Annotated in this window: 16 protein-coding genes; 6 read left to right on the top strand and 10 right to left on the bottom strand. The window is 45.1% G+C overall.

Annotated elements, in window-relative coordinates; translation table 11 throughout:
- The first annotated feature begins 110 nt into the window (after positions 1 to 110).
- Positions 111 to 551, top strand: a complete 441-nt coding sequence (locus ERX40_RS00210) for a MarR family winged helix-turn-helix transcriptional regulator (RefSeq protein WP_133416491.1) — start codon at positions 111 to 113, stop codon at positions 549 to 551.
- A 59-nt stretch (positions 552 to 610) separates the two neighbouring features.
- On the opposite strand, the gene ERX40_RS11150 is transcribed toward ERX40_RS00210, so the two are convergent.
- From ERX40_RS11150 to ERX40_RS00200, 3 genes are all read right to left on the bottom strand, one after another.
- Positions 611 to 790 (bottom strand): hypothetical protein, encoded by a 180-nt coding sequence (locus ERX40_RS11150; protein ID WP_133444689.1) that lies wholly within the window; start codon positions 788 to 790, stop codon positions 611 to 613.
- Between the two features lie 198 nt (positions 791 to 988).
- Entirely contained in the window at positions 989 to 2,614 is a 1,626-nt protein-coding gene (locus ERX40_RS00205) for an amino acid ABC transporter ATP-binding/permease protein (protein WP_133416490.1), read from the bottom strand.
- Positions 2,607 to 4,199, bottom strand: a complete 1,593-nt coding sequence (locus ERX40_RS00200) for an ABC transporter ATP-binding protein/permease (protein WP_133416489.1) — start codon at positions 4,197 to 4,199, stop codon at positions 2,607 to 2,609. The genes ERX40_RS00205 and ERX40_RS00200 overlap by 8 nt, the downstream gene beginning before the upstream one ends.
- A 136-nt stretch (positions 4,200 to 4,335) precedes the next feature.
- On the opposite strand from ERX40_RS00200, the gene ERX40_RS00195 reads away from it, so the two are divergent.
- The 4 genes from ERX40_RS00195 to ERX40_RS00180 all read left to right on the top strand — a co-directional run bounded on the left by ERX40_RS00195 (position 4,336) and on the right by ERX40_RS00180 (position 6,783).
- Positions 4,336 to 5,178: an undecaprenyl-diphosphate phosphatase gene (locus tag ERX40_RS00195; RefSeq protein WP_133416488.1), complete on the top strand. Its 843-nt coding sequence runs from the start codon at positions 4,336 to 4,338 to the stop codon at positions 5,176 to 5,178.
- A 27-nt stretch (positions 5,179 to 5,205) separates the two neighbouring features.
- Positions 5,206 to 5,625, top strand: coding sequence for a MarR family winged helix-turn-helix transcriptional regulator (locus ERX40_RS00190; protein WP_133416487.1), 420 nt, complete (start codon positions 5,206 to 5,208; stop codon positions 5,623 to 5,625).
- 87 nt (positions 5,626 to 5,712) lie between these two features.
- Entirely contained in the window at positions 5,713 to 6,342 is a 630-nt protein-coding gene (locus ERX40_RS00185; protein ID WP_133416486.1) for a hypothetical protein, read from the top strand.
- Positions 6,343 to 6,783, top strand: a complete 441-nt coding sequence (locus ERX40_RS00180; RefSeq protein ID WP_133416485.1) for a YaiI/YqxD family protein — start codon at positions 6,343 to 6,345, stop codon at positions 6,781 to 6,783.
- On the opposite strand, the gene ERX40_RS00175 is transcribed toward ERX40_RS00180, so the two are convergent.
- Positions 6,777 to 7,244 (bottom strand): GNAT family N-acetyltransferase, encoded by a 468-nt coding sequence (locus ERX40_RS00175; protein WP_133416484.1) that lies wholly within the window; start codon positions 7,242 to 7,244, stop codon positions 6,777 to 6,779. The two genes, ERX40_RS00180 and ERX40_RS00175, sit on opposite strands and share 7 nt — an antisense overlap.
- A 54-nt stretch (positions 7,245 to 7,298) precedes the next feature.
- Between ERX40_RS00175 and ERX40_RS00170 the strand changes: the two genes are divergently transcribed.
- Positions 7,299 to 7,838: an LOG family protein gene (locus ERX40_RS00170; RefSeq protein WP_133416483.1), complete on the top strand. Its 540-nt coding sequence runs from the start codon at positions 7,299 to 7,301 to the stop codon at positions 7,836 to 7,838.
- On the opposite strand, the gene ERX40_RS00165 is transcribed toward ERX40_RS00170, so the two are convergent.
- From ERX40_RS00165 to ERX40_RS00140, 6 genes are all read right to left on the bottom strand, one after another.
- Entirely contained in the window at positions 7,806 to 8,279 is a 474-nt protein-coding gene (locus tag ERX40_RS00165) for a 2-thiouracil desulfurase family protein (RefSeq protein ID WP_133416482.1), read from the bottom strand. The genes ERX40_RS00170 and ERX40_RS00165 overlap by 33 nt on opposite strands.
- On the bottom strand, positions 8,263 to 8,811 hold the full coding sequence (locus ERX40_RS00160; RefSeq protein WP_133416481.1) for a GNAT family N-acetyltransferase: 549 nt from the start codon (positions 8,809 to 8,811) through the stop codon (positions 8,263 to 8,265). Before ERX40_RS00160 ends, ERX40_RS00165 begins: the two co-directional genes overlap by 17 nt.
- Before the next feature lie 59 nt (positions 8,812 to 8,870).
- Positions 8,871 to 11,231: an immune inhibitor A domain-containing protein gene (locus ERX40_RS00155; RefSeq protein WP_133416480.1), complete on the bottom strand. Its 2,361-nt coding sequence runs from the start codon at positions 11,229 to 11,231 to the stop codon at positions 8,871 to 8,873.
- Positions 11,232 to 11,390: 159 nt separating this feature from the next.
- On the bottom strand, positions 11,391 to 13,055 hold the full coding sequence (locus ERX40_RS00150) for an immune inhibitor A domain-containing protein (protein ID WP_133416479.1): 1,665 nt from the start codon (positions 13,053 to 13,055) through the stop codon (positions 11,391 to 11,393).
- Positions 13,056 to 13,163: 108 nt separating this feature from the next.
- Entirely contained in the window at positions 13,164 to 13,466 is a 303-nt protein-coding gene (locus tag ERX40_RS00145) for a hypothetical protein (protein ID WP_133416478.1), read from the bottom strand.
- A gap of 53 nt (positions 13,467 to 13,519) precedes the next feature.
- Positions 13,520 to 15,553, bottom strand: coding sequence for a cation:proton antiporter (locus ERX40_RS00140; RefSeq protein ID WP_133416477.1), 2,034 nt, complete (start codon positions 15,551 to 15,553; stop codon positions 13,520 to 13,522).
- Between the last annotated feature and the right edge of the window lie 18 nt (positions 15,554 to 15,571).

Below are 15,571 nucleotides of genomic sequence, written 5' to 3'. Positions count from 1 at the left end.
CAACTCATAATACCTTGAATAAAATTCCTATCTGTAATAAAGTTATTAAGTATTAATGATGACTTTCCAATGCAACATCATATAGATCATTACTTAAGGCGGGGAATTGAATGTCAGAAATTTTCAAGCTCGACAAACAACTATGTTTCAGTCTATATAATGCCCAGCGCAAGATGAATCGCTTTTATACGAATAAAGTATTCAAACAGCATAATCTGACCTATCCTCAATATCTTGTCCTGTGCATACTCTGGCAGAACTCACCAGTCAATGTCAAGACACTTGTCGATGAACTTGCGCTTGATACAGGGACGATTTCACCCCTACTTAAACGTATGGAAGGAAACGAGCTGATCAGACGTGAACGATCAGAACTGGATCAACGTGAAGTGTTCATCCATCTGACTGACAAAAGTCGCGACATGGAGCAAGACCTTAAGGATAGTCATTCAGTCTTACAGGAAGCTGCTGTCCTGACTGAGGAGGAAGCGGATGACCTGCAAAGGCTCCTCGACAAACTCATCCACAATATGAACGACGAACAAAAATAACCTGAGCCTGTACTCAGGTTATTTTTGTTCGTTCATCCAAAGGAATAATTCTGACGTCTTCAAGACTTAAGATCAGCTGAATGCTGAGCCGACCTGCAAGAAAGCACTGAGCCGCCCGCTTCTTCTGACCTGATTGCAGTCAATGAGTTCTGGTACGAACCGGTCAGTTCACTGGTCGGGTGCACGGCGATGACCGCACAATAGCCGGCATCCTTGATTCTCTGATATGTATCCAGCACGGCCTGGAAATTAGGTTAAGAGGACTTTACTCCTTCACCGTATTTTTCAAGCGGCTGATAAAATTCTGACGAGGACTTGGTCCATATAACTTCTGCCCTTTAAGATGACCCCATCGGTACCACGAAGAGGGCATGGTCATCGATCTCTTCTCCTGCTGCAGTATCCACTGACCATCCAATTCGTGTCATAACAACCTCCTAATTAACCATCTGGCGTTCCAGCATCAACCTCTCATAGAAGAACCCTTTTCTATCCATCAATGAAGAAAAATTGCCTGCTTCCACCAGATTTCCATCTTCCATCATATAAATCATATCAAAGTCGCGTAATATTTCAAGCTCGTGACTGATAAGAACGGATGTCCGCTGTTCCAGCATGTATTTGAGCATTTTCTCTCTGTTGATGACATCTACCCCGTTGAACGGCTCATCAAGCAGCCAGAGTGATTTTTTACGTAGCAGCATTCTGATAAAGTGCAGGCGCTGGCGCTCACCTCCGGACAAGTTGTTACCGAATTCGCTGATCATACTATCCGGCTCAAACGGCAGATTAAATTCGTTCAGATAGAATCTGATTTTCTCACGGTCCTCACTGAAGAGGTTTTCCTGGACAGTACCCAGAAAGAAATGATTATACTGCTGCATGATATTCAGGTCACTGAAGTAACTTTCACGGTCAAGCTCTGTCATCGGCTGTCCGCTTACTTTGATATCACTCGGATAGAGACCGGTCAGTAAATGCAGCAATGTTGATTTACCTGAACCGCTGTTACCGACGATAGCTATTTTGTCGCCTTCCTGAATAGTTAAATCAATATCTTTCAGTACAGGACGCTGCTGACCAGGATAAGTAAAGCTCAGGTGCTGCAGCTCAAGTGGCAGAATAGTCATCACTTTCTTACCATGTTCAGGCACATCAAAGGACAGCAACTGCTCAGCTGCCCGTTTCGTCTCCTGATAATAGAAAGGAAAGTTTGTCATCGGAATCGCCATCTCAAAGAGCGTGATAGTGACCATAACGATACTTGCATACATCAGTACAGTACCCTCCAGCATGACATAGAGCACACCCCAGATGGCCAGCATACTGAATAAATTGAGCAGCCAGTCATAGAAGGCAATCAGCTGTTTCTGTCTCAGCATACTTTTCTCGTAATCAAGCTGTGCGTTGAGCAGCAGTGTCTCATAATGATGCTGGTCATCAAAAACAGCCAGATCTTCACGTCCCATGGTGTAGTCGCTCAGTCTATCCATAAACTGCTTCTGATTCTCTCTGGTAATTCTGGTCAGTCTGCTCAGTACTCTGCTCGTCACGACAGGTAATACGAATAGAATGATCAACATAGCACCTGCAATCACGAGAACAGCCCTAACATCATAGACCGTATAGATCAGGCAGACAGCGAGTGCCGTAAGCAGCACAACTACCGGTGGATAGATAACGCGCAGTAAGACGTTCTGCAGTTTCTCTATATCGTTCACCGTCCGCTGCAGCAGATCTGACAGCCGCCATTTGCTAGGCAGGTTGACGAAATCCAGCATCAGCTGATCGAATGCATTCACCCGCACTTCCTTCAGCATCCGAAACGTTGCATCATGGCTGATCAGACGTTCATAGTAACGTGCAATCGCTCTGATGACACCTAGCAGCTTTATGGAGACGACAAGAATCATCAGCGAATACAGAGGTGCTCCGAAGGCACTTTTTGACAGCATCAGCCCGCTCAGGCTGAACATCCCTATCGCTGTGAGTCCACCCAAAGTGCCGATCAGAATCGCTATGATTAATGCCCAGTATGTTTTTTTATCAATCCAGTTAAACATGTGTCATCACCGCCTGATAGAATTCATTCTCCCTGAAGTCCTCATCTGTACCATGCTTGAGCTGACCGTCGCCCATCAGAATGAGATAGTCAGCAGATAAAATTGTAGACCGCTGATGTGCGATTGTGAAAATCACTGACTCTCTACTCAGTTCAGCGATTGTTTCTTTGACAATTGAGGCTGTCTTCGCATCAAGCATCGCTGTCGGTTCATCAAGAATGACAAGTGCAGCGGGATGCAGAATGGCGCGCATCAGCATGATGCGATGCAGTTCTCCGCCTGATAGCTGTTCACCGGCACTCCCAATCATCGTTTCGAAACCGTCAGGCAGCGCCTGAATACGGTCCAGCATATCTACTTTTCTTGCCGCAGCCATCAGCTTACTCTCCTCTATATCGCCAAACATCGTAATATTATTGCGGATTGTATCGCTCATGACGAAAGGTTGCTGAGACATATAGATGATATTGTTCTCGAGCTGTGCCGGGATGACCAGCTTACCGTGACCTTGCCGGTCTATACCAGCCAGTATTTTCGTGAACGTCGTCTTGCCCGCTCCGCTCGGCCCGAATATCACTGTATGACGAAGCGGCAGTCTGTCGTGAACCCTCATGCTGAAGTTCTCATATGTCTTCGTGAAATCCAGATCGATATATGCCTGCGTATCGTATTGTCTGTCAATGATTTCCTCTTCGCTGTTGTCAAGCAGCTCAGCATAACCTTCTGCCTGCTTGCCAGTGTGAAAGGCAGCACCGAGATCTTTCAGGGCGTTGTAGAATTCAGGCGCAAGCATCAGTACGACGATAGCCGTATAAAACGTGACAGTCTTGAAGACGATGAGGCCCAGCCCTACTTCAAGGGCTATAATACCGATGGACAGCATGGCGATGAATTCAATCATCAGTGTAGACAGAAAGGCAGTCTTCAGAATAATCATCGTCTTCTCTCTGAAACCTTCTGATTTGTCTGCGATTCCTTTTCTGACGCGTTTCTCATTATTGAACAGTTTAATGGTCACGATTCCTCTGATCGCGTCCAGAAAGTAACCGGAGAACTGATTAAGCGCAGTCATCTGAGCAGTCGCTTTATTTGCCGTATTGATGCCGATGATAATATAGAAAAGGGGAATGAACGGTGCTGTGATCATCATGATAAAGGCCGCATTACGATGGAAGAAGAGCAGAAACAGAATGATAGCAAGCGGAATCAGGCTTGAACGATAAAGCTGCGGTATATAATCCGCATAGAAGCTGTCAATTCCCTCTATTCCTTCTGTTGAAAGATTCAGCGTTGAAGCAGTGTCTCTTCTTTCCTTCATCAAACTGGTCCGCATGTCATGTTTAATGCGATTACTCAGTCCGGCACCCAGACACTTAAGCAGGAACTGCAGTATACTGCGGCCGATCAATATAGCAAGTATCAGGCCCAGCAGCTGATAAGGAATCTGCTGCTGAATGACTCCGTCTATCAGGCGGCCGATATTGATGCTCTGCAGAATGATGATCACCGCGAGTGACGCTGCAGTCATCAGTAATAAAACGTGTATATAAAAATAACGTCTTGTCAGACTTGTTAAATACTTCACATTATCACATCCTCCATTCTATTATAATGAAAGTGGCATAAAACAAAAATGATACGCTCCACTTTTGAATATTATTTCAATGATTATTTATGTTATACTTTCAAATGTAATAATTAGACTTTAAGGTGGTAAATAGATGGAATTTTTCGAACTTATAAAAGCGATTATATTAGGCATTGTGGAAGGCCTGACAGAATTTGCGCCTGTCTCTTCAACGGGTCACCAGATTCTTGTTGATGATATGTGGCTGCATTCCGTTGATGTCCTGAACTCCAGGGAATCTGCCAATACGTTTAAAATTGTTATTCAGCTCGGCTCTATTTTAGCGGCAGCATGGATTTTCAGACGTCGCTTCATTGATATGCTGAGCTTTAAAGCGGACCGTCATGAACGTCGCCTGAAACTCTCGCATGTGATTCTGGGGTTACTCCCTGCAGGTATCGCAGGACTGCTCTTCGACGATTTCATTGATGAGCATCTGTTCTCTGTACCGACCGTGCTGATCGGTCTTGCGCTTGGTGCCATTCTGATGATAGCTGCGGATTTATATGCTAAAAAAGTGAAGCATCCAGAAACAGTGGACAGCATCTCCTACAAGCAGGCCCTCTTTATCGGTCTGGTGCAGGTGCTCGCGTTATGGCCGGGCTTCTCTCGTTCCGGTTCAACTATTTCAGCAGGTGTTCTGTCAAAACTTGATCATAAGGCAGCATCTGACTTCACGTTCATCATGGCCGTGCCGATTATGGCTGCCGCCAGCGCCAAGAGCTTGTTAAGTAACTACCAGTACATTCATGCTGACCAACTCTGGTTCTACGTGGCCGGTTTTATTGCAGCATTCATTTTTGGTTTATTATCAATCAAATTGTTCCTGGAATTGATTAACCGTGTGAAGTTAATCCCGTTCGCAATTTATCGCCTTGTCCTTGTCGCTATCATCGCCGTACTATATTTCGGCTTCGGTATCGGCAAGGGTATCTAAGCAGTTTGTTTCCATGAAGGAGTTATTATGAAAATGTTACGGACAACTAATTATCAGCTCTATCATGCGCAGCGTGAAGTGATCAGGCATTACAACCGGACCCTTCTGCATCTCTATAATATCAGCTACCAGCAGTATCTTGTATTGATGGTGCTGAATGAGGCAGATCATATGCCGGTCCTGAAACTCGGTGAAAGGCTGGCCTTCCAGTCAGGCACTATTACGCCTATCATCAAGAAAATGGAGGCGGCAGGTCTAGTGAAACGAAACCGTAAGGCTGAAGATGAACGGATTGTACTGGTCAGCATGGCGGATAAAGGCCTTGCCCTGATCAAGGAAATACAGCATATTCCCGAAAAAATGCTCAGCAACACAGCCCTTACGATGGAAGAATATAGACGTCTGATGTTTCTGACGCACAAAATCACCCATAATTTAGAAGAGTAGAACGGTTGTCATTCTGACAACCGTTTATTTAGAAAGAATAGAGGGTAAATCAAAGTATTCAAAATAGGAACTTAAGGGGAGATTGAGATGAACGACAAAATCAAAACAGCTGTCAATGTAGGTGCACTGATTCTTGTGCCACTTATCAATGAACGCCATCGTCTGAAAGAGAATCAGGATTATGTGGCGATAAGAAATAAAACAATCCATACAGCAGAAAAAGCAAAAGATGTTACTGCAGGTACAACTCAGAAAGTCATCAGCACTTCCAGGAACGTCAAAGATAAAACCGTGGAAGCCTCTCAGTTCGTTGCCTCTACTGCTCAGAACCTTCAGGAGAATCTGGCTGAAAACAGAAAATCGAAGCAGACAAAGCACATGAGCAAAAGGCTTGATAAAGATATCAATCAGCGTCAGAAAGAAGAAGAGAAACTGCTGAAAGAGCGCCAGAAAGAAATGAAGGCGAAGTTACTGCAGGCTGATAAAGAAGCGAAAGACAAACGAAGAACTGACTTAGCGGAAGAGCAGAAAGCGGAAAGATTCAATCATCCGACACTTGCTGACACGGTCAATCCTTTTGTCCACGTTCCTAGAGTAATGGCAGCACCGGCTACAGAAACTATTTTTGATGATGAATATGATTATGACAATGCACCGTTATTCGAAAAGCAGCGCGAAGAGATGGCAGAGCAGATCGCGCAACGTGGAAAATTTTAAATGATCCTGGTTGATGCGGATGCCTGTCCGGTCATTGAAGAAATCATTGAAGTGGCAGGTCATTATCAGATAGAAGTAAGACTGGTCCGGAACTTCAATCATTTCACAAGCAGGGATTATCCCCCTTTCGTCAGCATCACCTATGTTGATGACGGTCTTGATAGTGCAGACTATAGAATAGTAGCGCTTGTGAAGCATGATGATATTGTCATCACTCAGGATTACGGGCTCGCGAGCCTGCTGCTTAAAAAACATGTGACTGTGCTGCATCAGAGCGGTAAACTCTATTCTGATGCTAATATTGACCTTCTCCTTGAAATGCGGCATATCTCCCAGCAGATGCGTAAATCAGGCCTTAGAACGAAAGGACCTAAAGCATTTTCTCAGGCTGACAGACAGCATTTTAAGAATCAGCTCAAAAAAACCATCCGTAATCAGTGATTATGGATGGTTTTTGATAACACTTTCAGTTTCAGCAGGCCTTGACGAATAATACGCTTACGATCAATGAAACCCGTTTTAATAAAGGCAAAGTATCCGTTATCGTTTTTGACATTGACCATTAAGTAGAGTTCACTTTTCCCGAGCATACTGCACTGGTTTTCAATGGCACGAAGCGCCTGTCTGAAATAACCTTTGCCCTGATGTTCAGCTGAGATGGATAACCCTCTTAAGTAGATAGCATGCTCTGATGCACCCATTTTATTCAAAATAGCGCCCGTCTCCAGGGCGAAGACACCAATTACCTGATCATCCTTTAAAATAACGAAAGGCTGATAATCTGCTTTCTTTCTGTTGATGATGTAACTCGGATGACCCGAGAATCTCATCTCAGCAAATGACAATGAATAGTGACCTAAAGGAATACCCATTCCGTCACTTACTTTCATAATTCTGATCATACAGTCACCTCTTTTCAATAGATAATCATAACATATAAAGAAAGGAATTTTCCCATGAAATCAGTTGCAGTATTCTGCGGTTCTCGTTCTGGCGCAGAAATTTATACGCATCAGGCTCAGTCGCTGGGTCGTTACCTCGCAGAAAATCATATCCGGCTCATCTACGGAGGGGGCAATGTCGGGCTGATGGGCACAATCGCTGACAGCGTACTCGAGCATGGCGGCGAAGTCATCGGTGTCATCCCTCAGTTCCTCTGTGATAAAGAGGTGGCTCATGACCGCCTCACTGAACTGCATATCGTCGGTACTATGCATGACCGTAAGAAAATGATGGCTGATCTGTCAGATGGCTTCATTATGATGCCAGGTGGTGCGGGTACTCTCGAGGAATTCTTCGAGATTTTCACCTGGGCACAGCTGAACCTCCACAATAAGCCGATCGGCGTCTATAATATCGAGGGCTATTATCAGACATTGCGTCAGATGCTGACTGAGATGCATGATAAGGGCTTTCTTGATGAACGCTATCTGACACTTGCTACTTTTGAAGACCAGCCAGACTTATTGATTGAGTCCATGACCCTCTGTCAGTAGAGGGTCTTTTTCATTGATCACTTTAATCCCATGTCTTTCGAGCAGTGCAGTGGTCACACCCATTCCTGTCTGTCTACTGCCGTTGAAGTCACCGCTATAAATCATCCGACTGCCGCAGCTTGGACTGTTCTCCTTTAATATGACAAGTGATATATTCAGTTCCCGACATAAGGAGAGCGTGCTGTGTGCACCTTTTTTAAAGGCAGCTGTCACATCCCGGCCGGATATAGTCAGGACATGGGCATCCCCCTGCCAGACATCTTCACCGGTTCCACCTACTATCTCAGCAGGTTCACGTGGCACTGTCAGTCCTCCCATCAGTTCAGGACATGCTGCAATCGCTTTACCTGTCTCAACCATCTGTCTGAGCCGCTCATCCAGCTGATCTCTACCGTCATACCGTACTTTCTCACCTATCAGGCAGCTACTGATCAGTATCATGATTATCCTTATAGAGCACATGCTTTTCAAGTGGATGACCTGAGCGTATCATGGGATGATTGAAAGTACGATATTCGGTTAAACCGATTTTCTGCATAACATTGATGCTCGGCTTGTTCTTCATGCTTGTCAGACTATAGATGGGCAGGTCCACATGCTTTCGGCCATAATCAAGTACAGCCTTCGCACCTTCTGTCGCATAACCTTGTCCCCATGCTTCAGCTCTCAGTCGCCAGCCGATTTCATAGAACGGCATCTCATCTAGTTCGAACCATTTATTCTTCTCCATTTTCTGCATGCCGATAAATCCGATGAATTCACCGGATGTCTTCACTTCTGTCGCAAAAAGACCGATAGCATTCGTCTTGATCTCCTGCTGCATATGATGAAAGACAATTTCAGACCTTCTGTAGCTCAGACGATCAGGAAAATAGCGCCGGACTTCTGAATCCACATTCATCTGCTGGAACAAGAGCAGGTCGTCTGCCTGCCAGTCTCTCAATATCAGTCGTTCTGTCTCAATATAGTTCATCTCTTCACCTCAGTCCTATTATAACAAAGAAAAATGCCACCAAAGTGGCATTTTTCATTTTATTTATAGACTATAATTTTTCCGACTGACTTGTCTTTGGATTCAGCTACTACTTTCACTTTCAGACCGTATTTCGGCAAGATTTTACCTGCATGTGGCTGTGATGGATTAGAGTAGTCATCCATATCGCTGAAAAGAGCATTTGATTTCAAGTTACTGTCGACCAGAACCGACCCATCTTCCAGCTGCAGTCTGAGTGAATCCTGCGGAATCATACTGAACGCAGCATCGCGCACCTGATACTGAGTCGATGCAAATGAAGGGGTTGCGCCCGTCCATTTAAGGGCATTCTGATCGGCATCAACAATGCCGATATAACCATAGCCCGGGTGTTTACCGACGTGGTTATCTGAATAGCTTTCATCCACGTAGAAGACGTTAAGTCCCTGATTATAGCTCATCAGATTGCCGGCACGTTTGATATGTGCAAGACCTTGGTCTACTTTATTGTGGCTTCTCCATTGTAACAAGTAGTAGTTCTTACTGTATTTCTTACCATCAGTTACTGAAAAGCCATTCATTTCGAACTTGGATGTGCCTTCAGCGTCATCAGTAAGTACGACAGAACCATCTGCAGTCACTTTAATATTATCTACATAGAGACCTGGTGCTGTGTAGCCGGAATCTGTGACATACTGATAGCGCAGCTGAACTTTCTGTCCTGCATAGGCTGACAGATCGAATTTCGCATCCACCCAGCCGTTGCTTGACCCGTCGATGCCATTGCCGGCATTCGCACCTGTGCCCTCAGGGTTATCGTTGTTTGTAATATTACCTTTTAAGTTTGTCCATTTCTTGCCATCAGTTGAGGCCTGAACATAAGCATAGTCATAACCTTTTTCGATATCATACCAGGCTTTGAATGTGAGTTCTACTGCCTGCTTGCCCGTCAGATCAACAGACGCAGTCATCGTGTTCAGCATATCGTCACCAGAGCCACTGAAGTAAGTCTTAGCACCCTGTGCCGGTGTCACAATCTGGGTCACTTTATCAGGTAAAGTGATTTTCACGGCATCATCATTGGTCCCTTTACTTGATGCTTCATCAAGTGTGAATATGGCAGGAGCAGACGTCACATCCTTGATATCAATCTCGCTGCCTGTCTGCCAGTTGCCGCCGTGATAATTCTGTAACAGCTCTTTCATATAAGCATCAAACCCAGTCGGTTCTGTACCTGGAATCTTGCCGGCCCAGCTACCGCTGGACATAATTGACCAGAATGAGACCGGTTCACCTTTACCTGAATAGATGGTGTCATATTCATCAGGAAGTCCTAAGTCATGACCGAATTCGTGAGCGAAGACGCCCGTTGCGCCGTCTTCAGGCTGAATAGTATAGTCAATGACTGCAAGCTTCCCGCCGAAACGATCCTGCCCTGACGCTGTGCCTGGAATTGTGTGAGGTTCACCTTGAGCAGTGAAGTCGAGACTCCATCTGTGCGACCAGATAGCATCCGGTCCTAACCGCCCGCCGCCTGCATCTTCACCCGGACCTGAGTGGATGATCATGACGTGGTCAACGATACCATCTTTTTCGTTCAATACACCATCACCATCCAGGTCATAGCGATCCCACTGATCATAGTCCGCCATGTTAAGAGAAGGATCTTTCGCTGCTTTCTCCAGTGCTTCTTTGATCAGTTCTTTAGGGCGGATATCACTGCCGTCAGCATCCGGATAGTTCCCACCATAATAAGCTGCAGGATGGTCCGCCGTATACCAGCCGTGTACCTCTCCTTCAATATCATAGCTGCCGCCTGATTGATTCTGATAGAACTGCTTCATACTTACCAGATTCTCACCGTTCGGGCCTTCGAAGCCCTTCTCACCGAAGACCATCTGCTGGAAATGGTCCACTGGATAATCCTCGTAGAACATATCACTTTCTTCCTTGGTGATCGTTGAGTTTTTATAATCCGGGAAATCAATCGCCAGTAAGAGAACTTTATCCGTGCGTTCTTCTCCCGTATAGATTTCTGGTGTTAACGGCTTCAGGACCTTCGAATGCCCTTTCTTATTCCCATTTCCTTTCGTATAACGGTTGTCACCTGCATTTTCCTTTTTATCCGTTACTGTTTTATGTTTTTTGATGAACTTGCCTTCGTTTTTCACTTTATGGACAGCCGCCTCGCCCTTACCTTTCACATAAGCCTTGACTGCTTTTTCTGCTTCAGCACGGGATGCTTCCTTGGAAATAATGCCTTCTTTCTTCAGCATCTTGATCAACCGCTCTTCATTGGCGATCACACCATCGAAGTTCGACCCCTTATAGTAATCACCCTCGTGCGCAAACGTTGTCCCAGAAGTCAACGATAAGCCGAGTCCCAATGTCAGTACAGATGAAATAACCTTCTTTTTCAAATGATAGCCCCCTATTTATTGATTAAATATATTATGTCCAATTTTGGACAATTTGTAAACAAGAATTTTTAATTTTCTGATTTATTTATTTTAATAATATTTTTCATGATAATTATGTATATTTATAAAAAAAGGGGACTGCCACTGCAGCCTCCTTTCTTATTTATAAACTTTGATCTTCGCCACTGTACCTTCTTTATTCTGGCCGACCACTTTAATCTTGATGCCTTCCTGAGGCAGCACGCGACCCGCCTCCGGCAGCATCGATTGATTCAATCTGGCCTGAGTATAGTTCCGGTCGTGAAATGTCGTGATAGGCTTAGTATCCGCTTTCTTAAAGAAGTAATTATCACCCTTATTATAGTTACCATAACTTTTCGTATTGAACGGCGCATCATAGACCTGGATATCAGTTGTCGGGGCATTGCCTGTTTGAGATGTCATTATCTTCGGTGACGCATCGATGACCCCGACAAGACTCCTGCCTGGATGGCGGACGAGATTAGAGTTGTCATCATAATATTCATTGACGTACCAGATCAGCATGCCTTTACCGTAATAATTACGTCCGAACGGATCATATATTTCACTGAGGCCTGCATCTATCCCCTTATGTGAACGCCATTCCACAAGATAATAGCGTTCACATTTCTTGTAACGTCCATTCTTCAGTTTCTTGGTGACAGAAGGTAAGTTGATCTTGATGACGTCATTATTGTGTCCCTTCATGCTTGCCTGGTCCACCAGATACGTCTTCCCGCGTTCAGAGAGTGCCGTCGAACTGATTTCTGCACCTCTCAACCAGTTGCCGCCGTACATCATCTGCAGGTCAGACTTGGCGAAGGGACTCATACCGACCGGCTTTGATCCAGTCTTCTTCCCGGCATCTGCGCCGTAACTCATCAACGACCAGAAACGGACAGGTTCACCTGCGTGGCCGGCAGCTGAACTCGCTGTATCGTATTCATCAATCAGCCCCAGCAGGTGTCCGAATTCATGCGTGAATGTCCCCACTGTACTATCTTCAGCCATCACCCCGTATTCTCCGATCATCATGCGGTGTTTAGGATATTTTGAGTAGCGGCTATATGTCCCGGGAATTGCTTTCGGTCTTGAGCCGACCTGACTGACGTGTTCCCAGATGGAGTTCTCCCCGAGTCTACCACCTCCTTCACTCTCACCGATGCCGCTGAAAACCACAACTATTTTATCGATGATCCCATCAGGCTCGTTGATTTTGCCGTCATTGTCCCGGTCATAATAATCAAAGCGGTCATAACGGCTCAGATTAATCTTCGGATCCTTTGACGCCTGATATGCCGCTTCCATAATCAGTTCATGGACCCGGCTGTCATCATCAGCCCCGTAGTAACTGAGTGGCTTCTTCGCCCGGTACCATCCGGATACCTGGCCACTTAAAGTGAAGCTGTTTCCCGATGATTCCTCAAAATATTTTTTGACTGAACGATACTGACGACCGTCCGAACCTTTGAAGTGGTCTGCAAAGAACAAATCACGATAATAACTCTGATTATATGTTTTGTAATAGTTTCTGCTGGCATCTGTACCTGGCAGGAACTGGCCATTACCCGGCTTTAAAGTCGACCTTCTGCTGTCTGTGAAATCCATCATGACAATAAGAACATTTTCCTTCATCACTTTGCCATTATAGTCTCGGGCTTTAAACGCCGGAATACCAAATGTCGGCAGCAGGTTCTTTTTATGGACGATGTCCTCGTTCGGTTTCACTTTTTCAGCAGCATCCGCCCCGTATGTCTGGCTGGCAAGAAGTATAGCAGCAAGTGTCATCATCATTTTTTTCATATTTATCCCTCTATTTCAGATACCATTCTTTGTCCTTCATCATATCATCAGAAGCAGCAGATTAATATAAAAAGCATCTGATTCACAAAGGAAATCAGATGCCTGTTTTTATCTTGTTTTATATGACAGGAGGCGCACTTTCACTGCATCCTTCTTGAAATCTACTTTCTGATTTCGGGGCGTCGTTACAGTCGCATCCACGATATCAGCAACCTCATTGAATTCATATGTGACTAGAAAAGATTCGAAGCCATCATCAAAATTCGGCTTCTGCGCAACGATGCGGCTGATATCACCAAAAGTGTCCAGCACCGTATAGCCGGTAATGGCTTCAAGCTCACTTGCGAGCTCTCTCAATGTCATCTCTTTATTCTCAATCAGTACAAACTTCTCTTCGTGCATGGTCATCATCCTTTACTCTCATATTCTTACTCCTTTTTCCCATATAAATGGCACGGGAAACATCAGCTGTGATTATCAAGTAAAATCATTTCATCATAATTCAGAGACTGACGTAATTCAATGGCAATTTCAGATGATATCTTACCCTTCATGACAAGTTCCTGCACCACTTCACGTTCAAAGCTGATCACGTTGATTGCCATCAATGCCTCAGCGTCTTCCAGTTTCTCATTTATGATATTACGTTTCAACTGTTCCACCCGATTCAGATAGATATCGGTGACCATCGCAATCTCCATGCCATTTCGGCCATTCTCCTCCTTCAGCAGTCCCTTCAGTACTGCATAGTGGACTTTTCTTGCCACTTTTTCAAGTTCCATCAGGTGACTCCGGAACGTCACAGGACTCATTCCATTGAAATGTGAACGCTGTCTACGATGGTTATGACGAACTTTCAGTATAAAGTATATACGCTTCAGGAAGGAAGCACGGGAAAATAAACGGGTGCGTTCGATATAAGCGACATAGTTTTTGTATGCGGTCTCTGATATTTTCCCGCTTTCAGTTAGTTCCTCTAAAACGTCTGCTTCGATATCAAGTGCTTTATTCTGCAATTTGATTAATTCCTTCGGGTTCTCATCCTGATCAGCGATACGGTTATAGAAATTGATACGCATCGTATTCTCACGGATGAGGTTTCCAGTGATTGCCATGTTATCTTCTGTCGTATGACGCTGCAGGTAATCGATTCCCTTTTCAATGATGTATACCCGCGCCTCCTTAAAGGAATATTTGGAGGTCGGTTCATCCGCTTCAGTATCGGTCAGCAGAGGCAGCAGTACTTGTGCAACGATCAAGCTGAGGATGACGACGCCCGCTGCAATGAACAGCAGATCGTTTCTATAGATGAATGGTTCGTGGTTGAATATTTCATGCGGCAGTGTCAGTGCGATCGCCATCGAGATAGTGCCGTGGACCCCGCATACTGTCGTGATGAACGCATACTTGAAACGGGATGGCCGTTCTTCAAGTGCTTGTGCATTCTGTTGATTGAGCATTCTGATAAACGGGTTCTCAGGCAGGTAGAACATATCATATAGGATGAAAACCCAGATAAAACGGAACAGATAGACCAGAAGTGAGATCACGACTGTCAGGATAAGCAGATTCCCTATATTCTGCGGCTCGTTCTCGATGATATCAAGTGTGACCTCCGGCACGATGTAACCGAGTATCGTGAACACCATACCATTCAGGATGGTGGAGAGAAGACCCCATGTATAGTTATAGCCCATCTGCAGTTTCGTTGTCGCCTGGCTGAAACGATCGCGTTCTATCCCGTGGATAAGCCCGCCAACAACAGCAGCAATAACACCCGATACATGGACAGCTTCTGCAGCCATATAAATCACAAAGGGCGTCAGGAGCTGAATCAGACTGAAGATATACTCCTCTTCAAAACCACCGTCAAGCAGGCGAATTCTGATCTGCACAAAAAGCGTACCGATAATAAGACCGACGATAATACCGCCGACTGATGAGGTGAAGAACTGCAGCATCGCGCCCTGGACTGTGAAGATATGTGAGGTCAGTGCGACAACAGCGATATTGAAGCTGAGGATCCCAGCTGCATCGTTCAGAAGAGATTCTCCTTCCAGAATAGTCATCAGCCCTTTCGGCAGTTTCTTTCCTTTGGCGATAGCCTGCACAGCGACGGCATCTGTCGGACAGATAATGGCTGCCAGGGCAAAGCAGGCTGCAATAGGAATAACCGGCATGAGCAAATGCACGATGTAGCCGAGACCGATGACAGTCGTGAAGACAAGACCGATAGCCATCAGGAAGACCGGCTTGATATATTTCACAAGTTTGATCCTGGAGACATGGTTGCCCTCCAGAAACAGTAAGGGGGCGATAATACCGATCAGGAACATCTCGGGCTCAAAATCCATCACAATCGGCAGCGGCGTCGTGAAAATAAGCATCCCTAAAAATATCTGAATAAAGGCAAGTGGCAGTCTGGGATATTTATAGTGAATAATAGTTGATAAGATAGTGGCGATAATAAAACTTGACAGCATCGTGAATATTTCCATCCGGACTTTCCTTTCTAT

The sequence above is a fragment of the Macrococcus carouselicus genome (assembly GCF_004359515.1).
GTDB classification, from domain to species: Bacteria; Bacillota; Bacilli; order Staphylococcales; family Staphylococcaceae; genus Macrococcus; species Macrococcus carouselicus.
Note: the sequence above shows the minus strand (reverse complement) of the source record. Positions and strands in the feature narration are given on the sequence as shown.